The organism is Sorangiineae bacterium MSr12523 (assembly GCA_037157775.1).
GTDB classification, from domain to species: domain Bacteria; phylum Myxococcota_A; class Polyangia; order Polyangiales; family Polyangiaceae; genus Pendulispora; species Pendulispora brunnea.
Map to the genome: position 1 here is coordinate 3,056,100 of CP089982.1, position 16,538 is coordinate 3,072,637.

The window sequence follows — 16,538 nt, forward strand, 5'->3', positions numbered from 1 at the left end:
GCCGCGACGCTAGTCCGGCTGATAGATGACGGATTGCGTGCCCTCGGCGAAGTAATACTGCGACGCCGGGCCCCCGCGGTCGAAGGTCATCGCGCCGAAAAGATTCCAACCGATGCCCCATATGGCCGCCACCTGGAAGCCAAGCCCCGGCTTGCGTCCACCCAATGCGAGCATGATAAAAAGCAGAATCGCGTAGTCGTTGGAGAAACGATATCCAAATTGGAGCCAGCCGCTATTTTGATAGAGGGCATTCATCAATGCGCACGCCCCCGCGGTAATGGCCAAAGCGCCGTAGAGCCACGTTGCTTTCTTCGGCCGAAAAAGCCAGAAATAGAGAGGCGTCGTGAACCAAAGCGCCAATCCGTGCAAATTGATCTGAAACGGCGCCCCGTGCCCGCGCGCACCCGCCGGCGGGAACCAGGGAAGGCTCGTGAGCATGATGCCCAGGTTCTTTGCAAAGTAGTGATACCCGAAGAGACCCCATTTATCGATGCGCGGACGCCAGCGAATGCCGAGGAACTCGTGCCCCGCGAAAGGACTCATCGTGTGAAAGCGCGTGCTGTTCATCCAGCTTAGAATCGCGAAGGCCCCGAGAATCGGAACCGCGAAGGGAATGCACTTGCGCAGAAAGGCGCCCACGTCGAGCCGTCGCAACGTCTCGCGCGCCCGTTCGAGGAAGGTGCCCTCGGTGGGCAGCCCGCCCTTGTCCTCGCACGAGACGCGCAAGGCCTCGAGGGCAAAGAAGATCGACGTCAGAAGAAGGGTCGGTCGAGTGGCCCAGCCGCAGGCGCAAAGAAGGCCCGCAAGCCACGGGCGCTGCGCGTCGATGGCCACCAGCATGTACGCGGCGGCGAGGCCCACGCCGACGACGTGTGCCGCGAACCACACGGTGCCTTGCACCGCCGTGAAGAAGTACACCGTCCCGAAGGCGAAGATCAGCGCGAGCGTGGCGTTGAACGTCTCGCCCCACTCGGAGCGCCCTTGATCGCGCAGCTTCTCCAGGATCAGAAAGAGCAGCGCCGGCCCGATGCCCGCGAGCCAGATGATGAACTGCCCATCGCGGAATTCCTCGGGCGATCCCGCGATGGCGACGAACGGCACCATGAGCACGGCAGGGAAGGGGGGAAAGGAGATGTACGTCTTGCCCTCGAACTCGGCGAAGTCGTTGCCCTGCGCGTAGTGGGGCGCGCCGCCGGGCAGATCCTGACGCCCGTGAAGCCATGCGTTGGCCACCAGTGCGTAGTGGTTGAAGGGCGTGTGCTCGGCAATGCGCGGCTTGCCCGCGACGATGGCGAAGGTCACCACGCAGACGAGGTAGATGCCGAGCGCCACGATGCGCCGGCGCGCCCGAGTCCCGGGCCGGAGCCATCGCTGAAGGAGGCTTTCGCCCTCGCTCGCTCGCTCCTTCGCGCGCTCGTTCGCGCTCGTCTCGCTTTTCGCGCTTTCCGTCTCGCTTGGGCGCTCGGTTTGCCGCTCCTTCTGGATCTCCGTCTCGGTCATCGCGCGACGGACGGTACTACAGCCGCACGAGCTCTCCGTGCGTAAGCTGCTTCGCATGTGAGTTAGCACGGCCGTGCACCTACGTTCGCAATCCTCCGCGGATTCGTTCGACAAAGTGCGCGTTTGTCCGCGCTCCGCTCGGTCCATCGGCGTGAACGTAGGTGGCACGTTCCTTGTAGACCGCACCCGAACAAGCCGGCTTTGGAGCGGCTGCGAAAAGGTCCAGGACTAGAATGGCACTTCCCTTCGACGAGACCCACGGCGCCCGCGACGCGCGCGCCATCGCGATTCTGGCCAAGACGATTTACCGAGAGCTTCGCGCGAGCGGCTACGCCGAGCGCGATGTGATCGCCCTTGCTGGCGAGTTGGTCGGCATGGTGGCGAGCGACGTGAAAAAAGCCCCTCAAAAGCCGTGATGCTCGCGTGACCGCGCGATCGGTCGCTGTCGGAGAATTGACACGCTGGCAACACACCCCGACAATGCGGCGTTGAAGCGTTCGAAAGCGGTCTAACCTACGGGTTTCATAGGCCGCCGCATTCGGTGTCTTCTTCCGAGGGACAATGTTCTCGATCGTGATCAGCGAAAAAGGAGGCTCCGAGCGTAAGGAGTCCTTCGACAAGAATGAGATCAACGTCGGCCGCGTGCAGGGCAACGATCTCATGCTCCCCAAGGGGAACGTCTCCAAGCATCATGCGCGGCTGCTTTATCGCGATGGTCGGTTCATCGTTACGGACCTGAAGAGTACGAACGGCACGTACGTCAACGGGCGCAAGATCGCCCAGGCCACCATCGTCCGCGAGGGCGACAAGATTTACATCGGCGACTTCGTCCTTCGCCTGATCACCTCCGAAGAAGCGCTCGCGGCCGATGGTACCGGCGGGGCACCCGACGGCCTTCCGCGCAACCCCACGGGCAACAACGTGCGTCCCGCGGGCATGCCGCCGCTTCCCGGCGATACGTCGATGCCGGGGCCGGGCGGTGGCTTCCCTCCGCTCGATGCGCCGCCGCCTCCCGGTCTCGGAGCTTCGCCGCCGCCTCCTCCTCCCGGTTTGGGCATGCCGCCGGCTCCGGGGATGGGCGCGCCGCCCCCTCCGGGTCTCGGAGCGCCGCCGCCGCCGCCGGGTCTCGGTGGCGGGCTGGGAGCGCCTCCGCCGCCCCCGCTCGGTGGCTCGCCGTTCGATGCGCTTCCGCGTGACAACGAGCCCGGGGCCATGCCTCCGCCGCCCCCTGGTCTTGGTGCGCCGCCTGGTTTGGCGACGGCTCCTCCGGGCCCCGGTGCGCCGCCGTTCCCGGGCGCTGCGCAGATCCCCGGGCCGCCTCCCTCGGCTGGCGGGGGAGCGGTGGCGCAAGCGGCCGCAGGTGCTCCTGCGATTGCGCGCTTCCCAGCGCCCGCGCGGCTTCCGAACACGCTGGCCTCGGCCGGTGCGCCGGCGCCAGCACCCGCGCCTCTGCCGGCACGTCCGCCGGGAACGGCGCCCCTTCCGTCGACGCCGAACCAAGGTCTCGCGCGCACGCCGGCGGGCGGTGGTCCGGCGAGCCCCGCGCAGATCCCTCTGCCGCGTCCCTCGGGCCCGTCCAGTGGAGTTCCCTCGCGGCTTCCGCCGCGTGAAACGCCGGCGCAGGCGGCCAAGCGCCTTGCGTTGGTGACGCTCATCGATCGCATCGCCGATGCGACCGATTTGAGTGCGCTCAACGCCTCCATCTTCGTCGACGAGCAGGTCGTCGATCGATTGGGCCGCACCGCGCGCGAACAAGCCAGCGCGATGCAGAGCGACGGTGAGATCCCCGAGGGGCTCGACGCCGAAATGCTCGTGGGCGATGCCATGGCCGAGCTCACCGGCTTCGGTCCCATTGGCACCTTGCTCGATGACGACGACGTCAGCGAGATTCATTGCCTACGCTACGACCACGTTCTCGCCGTGCGCGGGGGCGTCTTCGGCGCGTCGGACGTGCCGCTCACCAGCGACGAAGCGCTCCGCCGCATCGTCTGGCGCCTCGTTCAAAAGTCCGACGAGCCGCCGCGTCCCGGTGAAAGCGTCATCGAGCGCCGGCTCTCGCGCGGCGCCACCATGATTGCGCTGGTGCCGCCGGCTTCGTCGAGCCATGCGCTGGTCATCCGCAAGCGCCGCCGCCTCGACTTGACCCTCGACGACTTCGTGCGCTTGGGCGGCCTCTCGCGTGCGATGGCGACCTTCCTGGAGAACTGCCTCCAGGCCCACGCCAACGTGCTCGTGACGGGGCCCAGCAGCCTCGCGGCCTCGTCGTTCTTGGCCGCGCTCACCTCGTCGAGCCCCGCGGGCGAGCGCATCTGCGTCCTTCAAGAGGTGGACGAGTTCTTCGTTCCCAACGCGCACGTGACATCGATTGCCCTGTCCGACGTTCGCGCGCGCGGAGAGGAAGCGGTGCGCGCAGCCGCGAAGATTCATCCAGATCGCGTCGTCGTCTCGCAGTTCGCCGGGCACGTAGCCGTGTCCACGTTGGACGCGATTGGCGAAGGCACCGATGGCGTTCTCGCTGCTTCCGTGGCTCCGTCGCTTCGACAGAGCGTCTCGCGCCTCGTCACGCAGGTCACCAGCTTGCGCCCGGGCACCAGCTTGGAGGCCGCACGCGAGATCGTCGGCGAGGCCTTCGACATCGCCGTCGAGGTCGTCCCCACGGCGGACGGACGCCATCGTTTGCTGCGCCTCGCGGAGTTCGCTGGCTCCGATGCCAAGGGCGTGGTCCTTCGCGACATCTTCACCGCGGCCGATGGGGGTGATGGCACCTTCAACGCCACGGGCGTGGTCCCGCGCGTGGTGGCGGAGTTCGGCAACCGCGGCGTCAAAGTCGATCCGAATCTCTTCAAGCGCGCAGCATCCCGCGGGTAAAAGAAAGGGAAGGGCACCGTGCCCCTCGTTCCCATCAACGGTACGCGGCTCTACGTCGAAGACACGGGCTCTGGCAGCAACGGCCAGACCATCGTCTTCAGCCACGGGTTACTCTGGTCGGGCGAGATGTTCGCCGCCCAGCTCGCGCATTTTCGCGGGCTGGGCTACCGCTGCATCGCGTACGACCACCGCGGCCAAGGTCGCAGCGACGATCACCCGGGCCGCATCGTCACCATCGAGCTGGTCTACGACGACGCGGTCGCCTTGTTGGAATCGCTCGGGCCGGGCAAGGTCCACTTCGCCGGCCTATCCATGGGCGGTTTCGTCGCCCTGCGCCTTGCCGCGCGCCGCCCAGATCTGCTCGCGTCGATGATCTTGCTCGAGACGAGCGCCGAGCCGGAGCCCCGCGAGAACATCCGCAAGTACAAGATGCTCAACGCCATCGCGCGTTACTTGAGCCTCTCGCTCGTGGCGAACAAAGTGATGCCCATCATGTTCGGGCGCCACTTCCTAGAGAGCCCGGATCGCGAGCTCGACCGACGCATCTGGCTCTCGAAACTCCTAGGAAACCGCCAGAGCATCTACCGCGCCGTCAACGGCGTCATCGAGCGCGAGAGCATCGAGTCGGAGCTCCCGCGCATCTCGTGCCCTTCGTTGATCATCGTGGGCGAGCAGGACACGGCCACCGTCCCCGCCAAGGCCGAGCGCATCCAGCGGTCGATTGCGGGCAGCTCCCTCGTCCGCATCCCACGCGCAGGCCACAGCTCCTCCATCGAGCAGCCGGAGGCCGTGAACGCAGCCATCGAGAGCTTTCTCACCTCCCTCCGCTAGCGCCGCGCCCACCTCTCGACGACGGATTTGTCTTCCGATCGAATGATGTGAATCGGGTCGTGCACCAGACGTCGAATGCGATGAATGCATCCCAAGGCTGAGGATGAGGCAAGCGTAACCTTGTCGTGAGGTGGCGACGGCTCGTAATATTCTCGCATGGTAAGATCTCTTCCTTGGGGGGCAGGAATCGCGACGCTGATCCTGCTGAGTTGCTCTTCGAAGGATGACTCTACAGGCACGGTGACATCCGATGCAGGCGCGGACACGGGCTCAATCATTCCTTCAGCCGAATGGTCGCCTCATCAGCTGCGACCGGCGTTCTGGCTAGGCGAGATCATCGAAGAGTCCGGGGGTTTCGTAACGAAGTGGGTCGACTCGACGGCCAATCACAATGATGCAGTCCCCGCCGGCTCGAACAGCGAGATGATGGTGCAGTCCGTGTTGATCGCGGGACACAAGGCCCTCCGCCTCGGTTATGGGTTCGACAATTTCTCGAGTGTGCTCATCAAAGACTCCCCTTCGCTTCACTGGGGAACGGACGACTTTGTGATTTTTATCGAGTTTCGCTACGATTTGGTTCCCATTCTCGATGGAGGGTCGATAGACATCGTCACCATCGCGCAGAAGACCAAAAAGAATGATGGTCCCGGCTATTCGGGTTGGTGGATCTCCACCGCGCCGCCGTCATATACGTTGGGCGTTGACCTATCCAAGGAGTTTCGCTTGGAAACCAAGGGGGACTATCCCGAGAACGTTATGCACTCCGCGGTGATGATCCGACGGGGTGCGGACCTGCTTTTTCGCGTGGACGGAACTGTCGTCAGCAAGACGAAGGTGAATCCGGTCGACGTGAGCGCTCCGGGCATCGACGTCAGCGTCGGCGGACACGCTTCGGATCAGCGCTGGTTCAGAGGAGATATCGCTGCTCTTCTTGGTGTACACGGCACGGTGACGGACGAAGACATCAGTAAGACCGAAAACTACTTCAGATCCATCTACGGGCCCTAGGGGCGAGAGACCACCATTACATCCAAACGATAGAATGTAGACTACAAGCACGCCTTTCAATGGGGAGGACTTCGATGAACGTCACTCGTGTCGCAGTAGTTTTGGGACTTGGTATTTTCGCGGCGAGCGCGGGTTTCGTCGCGTGCAGCGGCGACGACTCTTCGACTTCCGTGCCGCGCCCGGATGCTGGTCCGGACGGTACGGTGGATCGCGACGGAGGCGAAGATGCCGGTACTGACGCCTTTCCCGAGGATGCCCGGGCCTCGGATCCCAAAAGCCTTCGCTGCGGCAATACCCGGTGCAACACCGACGACCAATTCTGCTGCGTTCAAGATGACGGCGGTGCCGCGTGCGCCAGCGACAGCGACGGGGGAGCCTGCAACGGCGGTACCGAAATTGGCTGTGACGAGCAGGCCGACTGCGATGAAGGCGAGGTGTGTTGCGGTACCGCCAAGCTCGGAGAAGTCACCGTCGAGTGTGCGCCTCCGACCTCGTGCAACAATCCCTTCGAGAACCGCCGCATTTGCAAAACGGACGCGGAATGTGGCGACGCTGGTGCGTGCGTTACGCAGCCGTGCAAAGGCATCATTGTTTCGACCTGCGGGGGCATTCCTCCGTCCGCTTGCACGAGGTGAGTCGCCGCCGCACCCCGCCGGGGCAACGTTCAGTGATGGTTGCCCCGAGTGCTCCTGATTATCGAGCATCTTGCGTGGAGATGCTTGAGAGCCCAAGTTCGCCATTCTGGATTCGACATGCGGCCTGTTACAATACGCCTTTATCGTGCTCCTGATGCACTCAGTAGTCGGCGCACTGTATCGATGTTTCCATCATACTGACCAGGACCGTCCCTACTGATGTCTATTTCGCTGGCGTAAATTACGACGCTGGGATCCATATGTCCGCGAACTCCGTGCATTCGCACACGAGAGAATTCCGTGCGAAGCAAGTTAGCGTCGATGAAATCGGCGTCCCGAAGGTCACAGTTGATGAACTCTGTTTTTATGAGGTTTGCGTTTCGAAAATTTGCTCCACGAAAAGAGCAATTTTCAAAAACTGTCTTTGTTAAATTCGAGCCAACTAATAATGAGTTGTCGAAGGTTGACTCTGATATGTGCGTCTTGCAGATGAAGCCGTTCGTCAGGTTGACATTTCGAAGGTTGAGAGCTTTTCCCTTCGCGGCTGCATCCACGGACAGATTGGCACCCGTAAGATCGGAGTCGGAAAAGTCGACATCAGCCATGACACATTCCGTGTAGTCTGCTCGGAGCATTCGACTCGAGTTCAACCTAACGTTCTGAAATGAACTTCGATCCAAACTGGTTCCCGAGAAGTCCACATTGGCCCCAGTCACGAAAGCCCACGTAGACTCGACCAACTGGCGATTCACCAGACTGAGCCCGTCCACTGTCACCTCGCGAAGGCTAAGTGGATACCCTCCAGCTTTATTGTTTCGCCACCAAAGCTCGTGCGAGTCGAGTGCGGGGTTCAGCTCGTCTTGAGACATTCGTCGCATATCACGCTCAAGCATAGCGTATGTCTCCTCGGTTCGGTGCGAGCTTGTTCGCCGTCTGTTGCTGGAGCTGCTGGATCTCCGCCTTGTCCATGTCCTTGCAATCTACCAAAATGTTTTCCGGCGGCTCTTTATTTGCGGCCTTGGCGATGCCATCGGGCCCCGCGCGTTTGCCCTCCTTAACATCCCAAAGCCGGTCGTCCCCGGAGATGACGTCCGCTCCGGCTTCCCGATCGTCGGCCGCTGCGAGCGCACGTCTTACAGGAGCAGTCAGCGTGCCATCTTGCTCTGCACGTCTTGCCGCGCGCGCTTCACCGACTTTGTAGCCGCCGTCCCCGTCAGGATCGATTGCAAGGCGCGCGTTGTCCTTGCTTGCGTCCACGAAGGCTTTGTCCTCGGCGGAAAGTTTATCGTACTTACCTTCCTTGTTTGCCTTTTCAATGGCCGCATCGAGCGCAGCATTTCGACGCTCTTCTCTCAGCTTCGCCTTGAGGGCGGCGCGACGCTCTTCGGCCGTGGGTTTCCGCGCGGGGGACGCATCAGGCGGATCCGGTAGTTGAGCACTTTCGATCTGAGCTGGCTTCTTCGGGTTATTCGGATCGTTCGGATCGGGACAAGGATTGTTCGAGAGCCCTTGTACGTCGACATGGCGAAGTGGGTTGCCTGCAGCGTAGCCGTGGAGATTGAATCCACCGCGGATGCCTTGGGGGTCGGATTCGAGAAAACTGCCCAATTCTGGGCTGTAGTAACGAAAACGAACGTAATGAAGCCCGGTTTGCGCGTCGAAATAGTGTCCTGGCCAGCGTAAGGGCTGATGAAAGGTCGAACCAATTTCGATGTGCGCGGAGCCGTATGCTTCGTACCGGGCGCGCCATACGACATCGCCTGAGTCGTTTTGGATGACCTCTGGTGCCCCTAGATGATTGGCAAATACAAAGTATCGGGTTCCACTTCTTGGGTCGGCGTCGATGCTCGGATAGTCAATGAACATCATGGGGACAAGTGCAAGATCGTCTACATAGACATAAATGCGTACCCGTTGATCGGGGAAGATCTCCGCCGCGAGCCGATCCGAGTCCCAGTAAAAGTTCGTCGACTTGCCGTTGAAGACCGTTTCAATACGCCGGCCGAGCATGTCGTAGCGGGCGGACCAGGTCCCGAAGGATGGTCCGTTTACCGCTACGAGCTGATCCTGTGCATCGTGCTTCAATCGAAATGTGCCGGACGAAGTGTGGCGTGCGCAAAGCGCGTCACGATGGTCATATTCAAGTCGACTGCCATTGGCATCGTACAGTTTCTGACCGCTTATCGTGGCTCCACGAAGGGTCGGCGATTCGATCAGCGTCCCGCCGTGAGAGTACTTGAAGGTACGTTCATTGCCGCTCGGAAGTGTCTCGGTCACGAGTCGATGCGCGGCATCGTAGGCAAAACGATGAATCCCACGCACATTATCATGGATCGCCTGAACGTCTCCTTCCCGAGAGCGTTCGTAGAAACGAGACCATTTACGGTCCTGCGTCGCATAGGCGATCTTTGCGAGGCAATAGCCATGAGGATGATATTGTGTTATCTCCGTCGCGCCGTTTGACGTGAGTCGGCGGACGACCCCTCCGTGGCATGCTTGTACTGTCTGTTTGGCGCCGGTTGGATCAAAGATTTCTACTGTATTGCGGTGGGTTCGCGAATACCGCGTTCTGAATCTACCCAGAGTCCGTATTTCGACGAGGTTACCTGCCACGAAATGTCGCCTCGTTCCGACGCCATTCCGTTCATCTCGGGTGCGTCGGTCCCAGGCGTCATAGTCGAACACGAAGGTGTCCTGCTGGCCGTCCGCACCGTGGACGGTGGCGGAGCGAAGCTGTCGGCTCGGCGTATAGACGAGGTCGTGCCGCTCGCCGCTGGCCATGTGGACTTTGACACGTCGCCCTTCATCGGAGCGTTCGAAACGGAGAAGCCATTTGCCCCGACTGTCGAACTTTTCGGCGAGCTCATTGCTTGGATCATACGAATAGGTCTCCCGCACGGCGCCGTTGCGCTTAACTCCGATGAGACGGTTCTTGAGGTCGTAGTCATACTCGCTCGTGATGCCGCTGGGATCTGCCACGTGTGAGAGCAACAGACGGCGGGTGTGAGCTAATCGTATGGGGGTGCCCAGTGGATCCGTGACCTGCTCGATACGATTCCAGGAAACAAAGTTCCACCGCCACGTGGAGCCGTCGGAATCGGTGAACCTCGTGCGGTTAGCCGAGGCGTCGTAGGACCAGGAACGACGCGCGCCATCGAGTCGATCCGTTCGGAGGTCCAGCCCCTGCAAATCCCTTGTCGTGCTTTCCTTCCAACGTTCGGCGAAGTCTACGGACATCTGCCCAGTTGCTGGAGGCGTGAGAGCATTGATGATATGTGTTGGAAGACGGTCAATTTCGAGATAGCGGCGGATCGGAAAGCCGTGATCTTCCGGCAGCAATGCTCCGAATTCGTACTCGCGAGCGTTGCTGGCGACGTAAGCGTCCGGTTCGCGTGGTGCCTCTCCCATTGGCCAGACGTGGCCTGAGGAATCTTGACGTCCCAGGGCCTTCCCGGTTCCATCACGGATGATCTCAAACCGGCGACCCGCTTCGTCAGTCTCGGCGCAAAGTTGTCCGTTGTCGTCCAATTCTCGCCGATGTTCACCGCCATATGGATCAATGACCCGCTCGAGGTAGCCGGCATGATGCTCGTAGATCCAGTCCCCGCCATCCGCGAGCGTGACGATGGTGGCGCCTTCGAGATACTCGAGCTTTACCTCCTCGACACCATCCTCGGCTGCCGAGTACACGCAGCGCCCACGGCTATCGTAATTGTAATGAAATGCATAGGCGCGCCGATCGACCAGTTTGGTCATGCGGGAGTGACGGTCATATTCGAATGAGAACGTGTTGCGATAGCGATCTGTCCCGCCGAGTAAGTGGCCGTGTACGTCATAGTGATACGAGAGAAGAACTTCTTCGTTTGGCGCGCCGACAGACGGCAACAGCGTGAATCTTGCGATATGGGGTCGTCCACGGCCCGTGCGCGGGTCGGCAATCCACACCCAATCGACGCGAATTGTTCGCGACAACGAGTCAACAATCGAGGAGAGTAGTCCCGTCGTGCCATCGTAAAAAAGACGTGTCGTGCCTTTTGCGTGCGAGATCGCAGCGAGGCGTGCAGGCCAATCAGGACGCCACATCTCGAACTCAAGGATGCCCAATTCCTCTTCGGGTAGATGAATGCGGTACCAATTGGCCCGTGCACGTTCCAACACGAATCCAAAGCGGGCGGTTCGAGTTCCGTCTACCTCCAACAACGGAAACGAAATACGCTGCCCATCAGCTGCCACGTACCCTATCTTGTTGTTGTACGTGAACCGAAGTTCGTGATCGAAGTCGTGTCGGTGACCCCATCCGAGTCCGCGATTCTTGTCGCAATTAGCGCTGCTGTAGTGGCGTACGAACTCGAAAGGAAAGGGGGCTTCGAGGCGAAAGTCGTACGTTGCCTCGATGACCGCTCCGGTGATGACGTCGACCGGGTCACCAACGAAGCGTGCAGCGTCATCTCGTCTGAGCCTCCCCAGGCAACTCATTGACGTTAGCCTCGCCGGCAGCGGCAGCCGCCCGGCATGTCGTCGTCGGACGCGCCGTTTTCCTTTTTCTTGCGCTTCAATTTGCTTTTGAGCTTCTTCAGCAGCAATTGAACGGGATCGGGGATGTTGGGCAGGGGGATGCCGCCGATGAGGACATTGGGGGCGCCGGTCAGGAGGAGGCCCGGGAGGGGAGGGATGGCCGGATCGCTGCCCATCGAGGCGGCGATGGCGGAAGCGGCCATGTCGATGGCCATATCGGCGGCGTCGATGGCTGCGGCGATGGCGCTGGCCTTGGCCATCTCGGCGTCTTGCTCCTGGGAGGCGTCGATGGCGTCGGAGGCCATGCCGGCGACGCCGAGCGCGGTGCCCACGCCGACCATGCTCTTCAAGGCAGCGCGGAACGAGCCGCTGTTGGCTTTGATGCACGCTCCGGCGATGTCCAGCATGCGCGCGGCGCGCACGCCGCCGATGAACACCGTGGCCGACCCGGTTTTGATCTCGAACATGGGCATGATGCCGCAACACGTGAGCGCCAAGCCGATGTCGCCCGCGCGCGCGGCCGGCATGTAGTTGATGAGGCACTTGATGGTGCAGCCCAGGAGCACGGCACCGATGCTCGGCAGGGGCACCGGCGGGGCCGGCGGCACGAGGCTCGGAGGGTGCGAGTGGGCGTGCGGCGGCGCAATGTACATCGAGCCCATCGTCGCCGCCGGAAAGGACGGATACGGCACGAGGTTGGCCACCATGGCCACCCCCGTGTTGATCAACTCGATGGGCATGCTCATCACTTCTTGAACCGCGCCCACGGCACCCATCACGGTGGCCACGGGGTTCACCGGCGGCTTGGGCGGAGGTGCTGCACCCGGCGCCGCCGCACCCGGCGCCGCTGCACCTGGCGCCGCCGCACCTGGCGCCGGGCCACCGTTCACGGCCGCCGCGGCGGCCTTCGCCTGCTGCTGCGCGGGCTCGATCTTGGCCTGCACAGTGGCCTTCAGCCCGGGCATCACCGTTTCGGAGAAATAGCTCACGAGACCCCCTGCTGCGTGCGCGCTTCCACCTGCCGCAACTCGCCCATCACCGCATCCCGCCGGTCGAAGAGATTGAGCTGGTGGTAGGCATCGCGCTGCCTCGAAAGCAACGTGCGAAGCGGTTCATCCGCCTCCATCCCGCGCGCCAGCACCGTCCCTTCTTCCCACGCTTGGATGGCCTCGACGTGCCGCCCGAGCATGTAATGGCAGATGCCGATGTTCTCCAGGCAAAGCATCTTCACCTGCGCATTGGCCATTCCATCGGCGATGCCTTTGGCACCTTCGTAATAGTTGCCGGCATCCGCCCAACGCTGTTGCGACAAATGCAAATTGCCCAAGTTCAACGTGATGTTCAACAGCACGGGTACGGCATCGCCGCGCGCAGGATCGTCCTTTTGCGCGAGCCGCTGAACCGCCGGCGTCAACGCCGATTCGAAATGCTGCCGCGCCGCCTCGGGCCGATCGGCCCGGGCCATCACCTCACCTACACCATTCAAGGTCAGCGCATACAATGCCAACTTACCCGTCGCACGGTAATAGCTGCCCGCCAGCTCGTACTTCTCGAGCGCGTCCGAAAATCGCTTGTGGGCATGATCGAGCGCGGCCAAGGTCACCAAGGCTTGCATGCGCTCGTCGAGCGACCGATTCTCGTCGGCCGCCTGCTCCTCCACGGCTTTCTCCAGATCCTCCATGGCAAGGTCCGGCGCGTACGTCGCACTTCCACGGAGCGCGTCCGCCGCATCACCCAACGCGGGCCGCGCCATATCGTCGCGCACGATGATCCGCATATGATGGCACCAAGGCGACGGGAACGAATGCGCCATCAACTCCAGCACGAATGCGCGGTACGCCGCCGGATCCGCGATGGTCGCCGGAAAGAGGGCGCATACCAGTTTTACCTCGTCGAGATTCGGCGACAGATCGCGAATGTACGTCATGAGCGCGCGCATACGCGCCGCCGGCGCCATCGTTCGGTCCGACGCTTCACGGGGAAGGGGAGGCCACGGCGGCTCGTTTTCCTTGGCCAGCGCTTTGTTGGCCAATTCGCGCTTTTCGTAAATGCGATAGGCGACGCGATCGACGAATTCCCACGGTGTGGTGCAATCATCGACGAAGAGCCAGACGGCATCGTCGACCTCCTCGTCCAAAATGTCGAGCGACTTGACCACCAGTCCACTCGAAGCATCGTTCACTTCGACGACCAGGAGCACCTTGTCGTCCTCGTCGGTCACGAAGGTGCGAAGGCGCACCATCAAGTCGTCGAGCGCGCGCATGTCTAATTGATCTTCACCAAAGCGCCATTGACCTTGAGAATGGCCTTGGCGGCAATGTCGGTCATCGGGCCATTGAGCGATGCCTTCGCCGGCTCCACCGATAGCGCGCTCGATGCGGAGACGACGCTCACCTGTTTGCTGCCATTGACCAGAATGGTGCCGTCGTTTTTCAATGAGATGGACGATTGCCCGCACTGCAGAACGATTTCGTCCACCGCATCGATGGTAATCTTGTTCTCCTTCAGACTGACCGATCCCGAAGGACACGTCAGAACGATGGTCGCCCCTTCCATGGTGTACTTCGCGGCGCCCTGCTCCAGATACACGGTGGTGTCGCCAATCGAGGACACCTTGTTGGTCGCATGTTGGGCAATGTCTTTTGCCTCCGTCTTTTCCGTGAGGCAGACATTGTGCGTCAGATTGCCCGCATCCACGTTCACCGTGTGATCGCCCTGCGGCAAGTTCAAAACGTCATTGCCTTCGAGCACGTTGTGCACGCGCCCTTTGTTGACCGTGACGCTTTCCGTAGCCTTTACGGTTTCCGTGCGCACTTTGGTGACCGTGATGGTCTCGTTGGCGCCCACCGTCACCGTGCGATTCGCGCCCACGGTGATGCTTTGATTGGCGCCCACCGTCGATGTTTGATTCGCCCCCACCGTCTCGGAGTGGTTGTGCAATACCACCGTCTTACGGTCCTTTTGCGCGTGTAGAAAAATCTCTTCTTGGCCGGCCCGATCCTGAAACGTCAGCTCGTTGAAACCTTTGCCACCCGGAATGGTCAATGTTTTGATGGTGCTCTTCGACGCATCCGCGGGAAGCGCATTCGGCTGCGATTCCTGCGCATTGTAAATGGCGCCGGCCACGTAAGGTCGGTCGATGTCGCCATTCAAATAATGCACGATGACCTCGTCCCCCACGCGCGGAGGAAACCAAATGCCGCGATCGGCTGCGGCCGCGGGGGTCATGACGCGAAGCCAGCACGAGCTCTTCTCGTCCCATTTGCCTTCGCGGTCCCAATGGAATTGCACTTTCACGCGCCCGAATTCATCGACGAACGGCGTTCCCTTTTCCGGTCCCACCACCCGCGCGGACTCCGACGGCGCGTAGGGCTGTTTCGGGCGGGCCGGTTGCAACCGCGTTTGGCTGAGCGCTCCATAGAACGTCGTCGTAAAGCCAGGCCCGCTGCCGCCTTTCCCCGTATCGGCCAAAATGCCCGAGCGCTGACCGCGCATGTGCAAGCCCGTGACCACGAGCTCCTGGTTGAACGTCTCGTCGGGATGATCCGCAATCGTGAATTTGCGCCCTGCTTGAAGACGCACGCACGAACTGTTGCCTTGAAAAAGCACTGCATCGGACCGCGCTTCCTGCATGCGGCGCGCGGCCAGCGTCTTTCCCTCGTCGGCGGCGTCCGTGTAGTCGCCCGGAAAAAGGAATAGCTCGCGCTTGGGGGCATTCTCCGCATCGTGCGGCCCATCGACCTCCGATTGCGCAGTCAGGTCCGCGCGCGATCGCTTGAAGTCGTAATCGCGCATCACCACCGCGCCCGGGCGAAGGATCCGCGCCCGAGATACGTTGCCGACGTGATCCGTCGAAACGGCGCCGCCGATTTCGCGGTAAGGAATGGTTTCCTCCCCATCGATGGGCGTATACCCATTTGGGTTGTTGACCATGATCAGCTTCGTATGGTCCGCATCGGCGAAGAAATGAAAATGAATTCCGGCGTCCGCCAGAATGCGGCAGAAAAATTCGTAATCCGTCTCGTCTTTCTGGACGCGGTACGGGCGCGGCTCCGGCCGGCGATCGACGCGCCATTCCAGCTCGATGTCGTGCGGCTTCACCAAGGCCGCCACGATTTCGTGCACAGGCAAGTCCTGAAAGATGCGCGTGTCCGACGTGTACTGCAGCTCGGCGAGTTTTGGCACGATGCCCAGGGTGACCAATCGCTGCCGCTCGCCCGTCCCGTGCGGAACCACCTCACCGACGATGCCGCGCACGATGCGCAGCACCTCCTCGTTGCGTAGTATTCGAAACTCCGCATCGAGCCCCACCGTTTCGTCCAGCGACGCGACGACTTCTGGGTCGATGACCACGTCGATATCCCAGCGAAACAACTCCGAGAGCGCCTCGTGCGCCCTGAAGCCGGCCACGACCAGCTTCGTCTCGTCGTGCTCCCCGGCCTTGACCTTGAACGACAGCTCGTCGACCGGGCCCCCAAACATCGACGTCAGTGCATTGACCATGCTCAGAAGGTCCCTTCCGTGACGGGAATACGAAAGAACTCGCCGGTCAGCCCCGCGCCCTCGAAAATAGCCTGCGCTTCGTGCAGCGTCCACTTGCGCCAGTCGCGATCGAGGTGGCGCCCGTACCAGGCGCGTGCCAAATCGAGGGTGCGCTCGGCCGAGATGACGGCACCTCGAGGAAGGCGGTGGCGTTCGCACCAGCGTGCGACGTCATCGGCGGTGCGAAAGGGCAGGACCGTGGAGCAAAAGTGGACGACGTTGGTCCACGCGTCGCGGGGCGGCAATGCGAAGTGCACGACGTGATCGGTTACGACGGCACCGTCGCGAAGTCGAATGTCGGCCGGCTCGTTTTCGCCGCCGAGGCGCACGTGAATGGTGGCATTGGGCGCGGCCAAAACGGCAATCCCGAATGCGCACCACATGCACGGTGCCCACCAGCCTCGCGCATCGTCGGCGGCGACCCAGACCGCGGTGGGCGAGGCCGAGAAGGGATGCGCCATCCAGACATCGAGCGATCCCGGGTGAAGCACGACACCGTGCCCTTCGTGCAGGCGCTGAAGCGCTTCGGCGGCGCGCTCGCGCGGAATGCCCGACGCCGCGGCGATTTCGTCGACCGTGGGCGGATACCCGCGCCGGACGAAGGCGTCGATGACGTGGTGGTGAACGAGGCCTTCCATG

Annotated in this window: 12 protein-coding genes; 5 read left to right on the forward strand and 7 right to left on the reverse strand. The window is 62.0% G+C overall.

Annotated features, from left to right (window positions below):
* Positions 1 to 9: 9 nt before the first annotated feature.
* Entirely contained in the window at positions 10 to 1,500 is a 1,491-nt protein-coding gene (locus tag LZC95_12445) for a hypothetical protein (GenBank protein ID WXA97640.1), read from the reverse strand.
* A 233-nt stretch (positions 1,501 to 1,733) separates the two neighbouring features.
* Here LZC95_12445 and LZC95_12450 point away from each other — a divergent pair, with 233 nt between their 5' ends.
* The 5 genes from LZC95_12450 to LZC95_12470 all read left to right on the forward strand — a co-directional run bounded on the left by LZC95_12450 (position 1,734) and on the right by LZC95_12470 (position 6,842).
* Positions 1,734 to 1,916, forward strand: a complete 183-nt coding sequence (locus LZC95_12450) for a hypothetical protein (protein WXA97641.1) — start codon at positions 1,734 to 1,736, stop codon at positions 1,914 to 1,916.
* A 157-nt stretch (positions 1,917 to 2,073) separates the two neighbouring features.
* A complete protein-coding gene (tadA, locus tag LZC95_12455) occupies positions 2,074 to 4,368 on the forward strand; it encodes a Flp pilus assembly complex ATPase component TadA (GenBank protein ID WXA97642.1) in 2,295 nt (764 codons plus the stop codon).
* Positions 4,369 to 4,386: 18 nt separating this feature from the next.
* Positions 4,387 to 5,199, forward strand: coding sequence for an alpha/beta hydrolase (locus LZC95_12460; GenBank protein WXA97643.1), 813 nt, complete (start codon positions 4,387 to 4,389; stop codon positions 5,197 to 5,199).
* Between the two features lie 156 nt (positions 5,200 to 5,355).
* Positions 5,356 to 6,207 (forward strand): hypothetical protein, encoded by an 852-nt coding sequence (locus tag LZC95_12465; GenBank protein WXA97644.1) that lies wholly within the window; start codon positions 5,356 to 5,358, stop codon positions 6,205 to 6,207.
* A 74-nt stretch (positions 6,208 to 6,281) separates the two neighbouring features.
* Entirely contained in the window at positions 6,282 to 6,842 is a 561-nt protein-coding gene (locus LZC95_12470) for a hypothetical protein (GenBank protein WXA97645.1), read from the forward strand.
* A gap of 140 nt (positions 6,843 to 6,982) precedes the next feature.
* On the opposite strand, the gene LZC95_12475 is transcribed toward LZC95_12470, so the two are convergent.
* From LZC95_12475 to LZC95_12500, 6 genes are all read right to left on the reverse strand, one after another.
* A complete protein-coding gene (locus tag LZC95_12475) occupies positions 6,983 to 7,447 on the reverse strand; it encodes a pentapeptide repeat-containing protein (GenBank protein ID WXA97646.1) in 465 nt (154 codons plus the stop codon).
* A gap of 280 nt (positions 7,448 to 7,727) precedes the next feature.
* Positions 7,728 to 11,318, reverse strand: a complete 3,591-nt coding sequence (locus LZC95_12480) for a DUF6531 domain-containing protein (protein WXA97647.1) — start codon at positions 11,316 to 11,318, stop codon at positions 7,728 to 7,730.
* A gap of 5 nt (positions 11,319 to 11,323) precedes the next feature.
* Positions 11,324 to 12,346, reverse strand: coding sequence for a PAAR domain-containing protein (locus LZC95_12485; GenBank protein ID WXA97648.1), 1,023 nt, complete (start codon positions 12,344 to 12,346; stop codon positions 11,324 to 11,326).
* A complete protein-coding gene (locus LZC95_12490; GenBank protein ID WXA97649.1) occupies positions 12,343 to 13,620 on the reverse strand; it encodes a tetratricopeptide repeat protein in 1,278 nt (425 codons plus the stop codon). The genes LZC95_12485 and LZC95_12490 overlap by 4 nt, the downstream gene beginning before the upstream one ends.
* 2 nt (positions 13,621 to 13,622) lie before the next feature.
* The gene (gene vgrG / locus LZC95_12495; GenBank protein ID WXA97650.1) at positions 13,623 to 15,860 is read right to left on the reverse strand and encodes a type VI secretion system tip protein VgrG; all 2,238 of its coding nucleotides are present in this window, start codon (positions 15,858 to 15,860) and stop codon (positions 13,623 to 13,625) included.
* 2 nt (positions 15,861 to 15,862) lie between these two features.
* A complete protein-coding gene (locus tag LZC95_12500) occupies positions 15,863 to 16,537 on the reverse strand; it encodes a hypothetical protein (protein ID WXB00330.1) in 675 nt (224 codons plus the stop codon).
* Position 16,538 lies beyond the last annotated feature (1 nt).

What these genes read in the sequence shown, in the direction of transcription:
- LZC95_12445 (WXA97640.1), bottom strand. Translation starts at nt 1,500, where the DNA reads ATGACCGAGACGGAGATCCAGAAGGAGCGGCAAACCGAGCGCCCAAGC.
- LZC95_12450 (WXA97641.1), top strand. Translation starts at nt 1,734, where the DNA reads ATGGCACTTCCCTTCGACGAGACCCACGGCGCCCGCGACGCGCGCGCC.
- LZC95_12465 (WXA97644.1), top strand. Translation starts at nt 5,356, where the DNA reads ATGGTAAGATCTCTTCCTTGGGGGGCAGGAATCGCGACGCTGATCCTG.
- LZC95_12470 (WXA97645.1), top strand. Translation starts at nt 6,282, where the DNA reads ATGAACGTCACTCGTGTCGCAGTAGTTTTGGGACTTGGTATTTTCGCG.
- LZC95_12475 (WXA97646.1), bottom strand. Translation starts at nt 7,447, where the DNA reads ATGGCTGATGTCGACTTTTCCGACTCCGATCTTACGGGTGCCAATCTG.
- LZC95_12480 (WXA97647.1), bottom strand. Translation starts at nt 11,318, where the DNA reads ATGAGTTGCCTGGGGAGGCTCAGACGAGATGACGCTGCACGCTTCGTT.
- LZC95_12490 (WXA97649.1), bottom strand. Translation starts at nt 13,620, where the DNA reads ATGCGCGCGCTCGACGACTTGATGGTGCGCCTTCGCACCTTCGTGACC.
- vgrG (WXA97650.1), bottom strand. Translation starts at nt 15,860, where the DNA reads ATGGTCAATGCACTGACGTCGATGTTTGGGGGCCCGGTCGACGAGCTG.
- LZC95_12500 (WXB00330.1), bottom strand. Translation starts at nt 16,537, where the DNA reads ATGGAAGGCCTCGTTCACCACCACGTCATCGACGCCTTCGTCCGGCGC.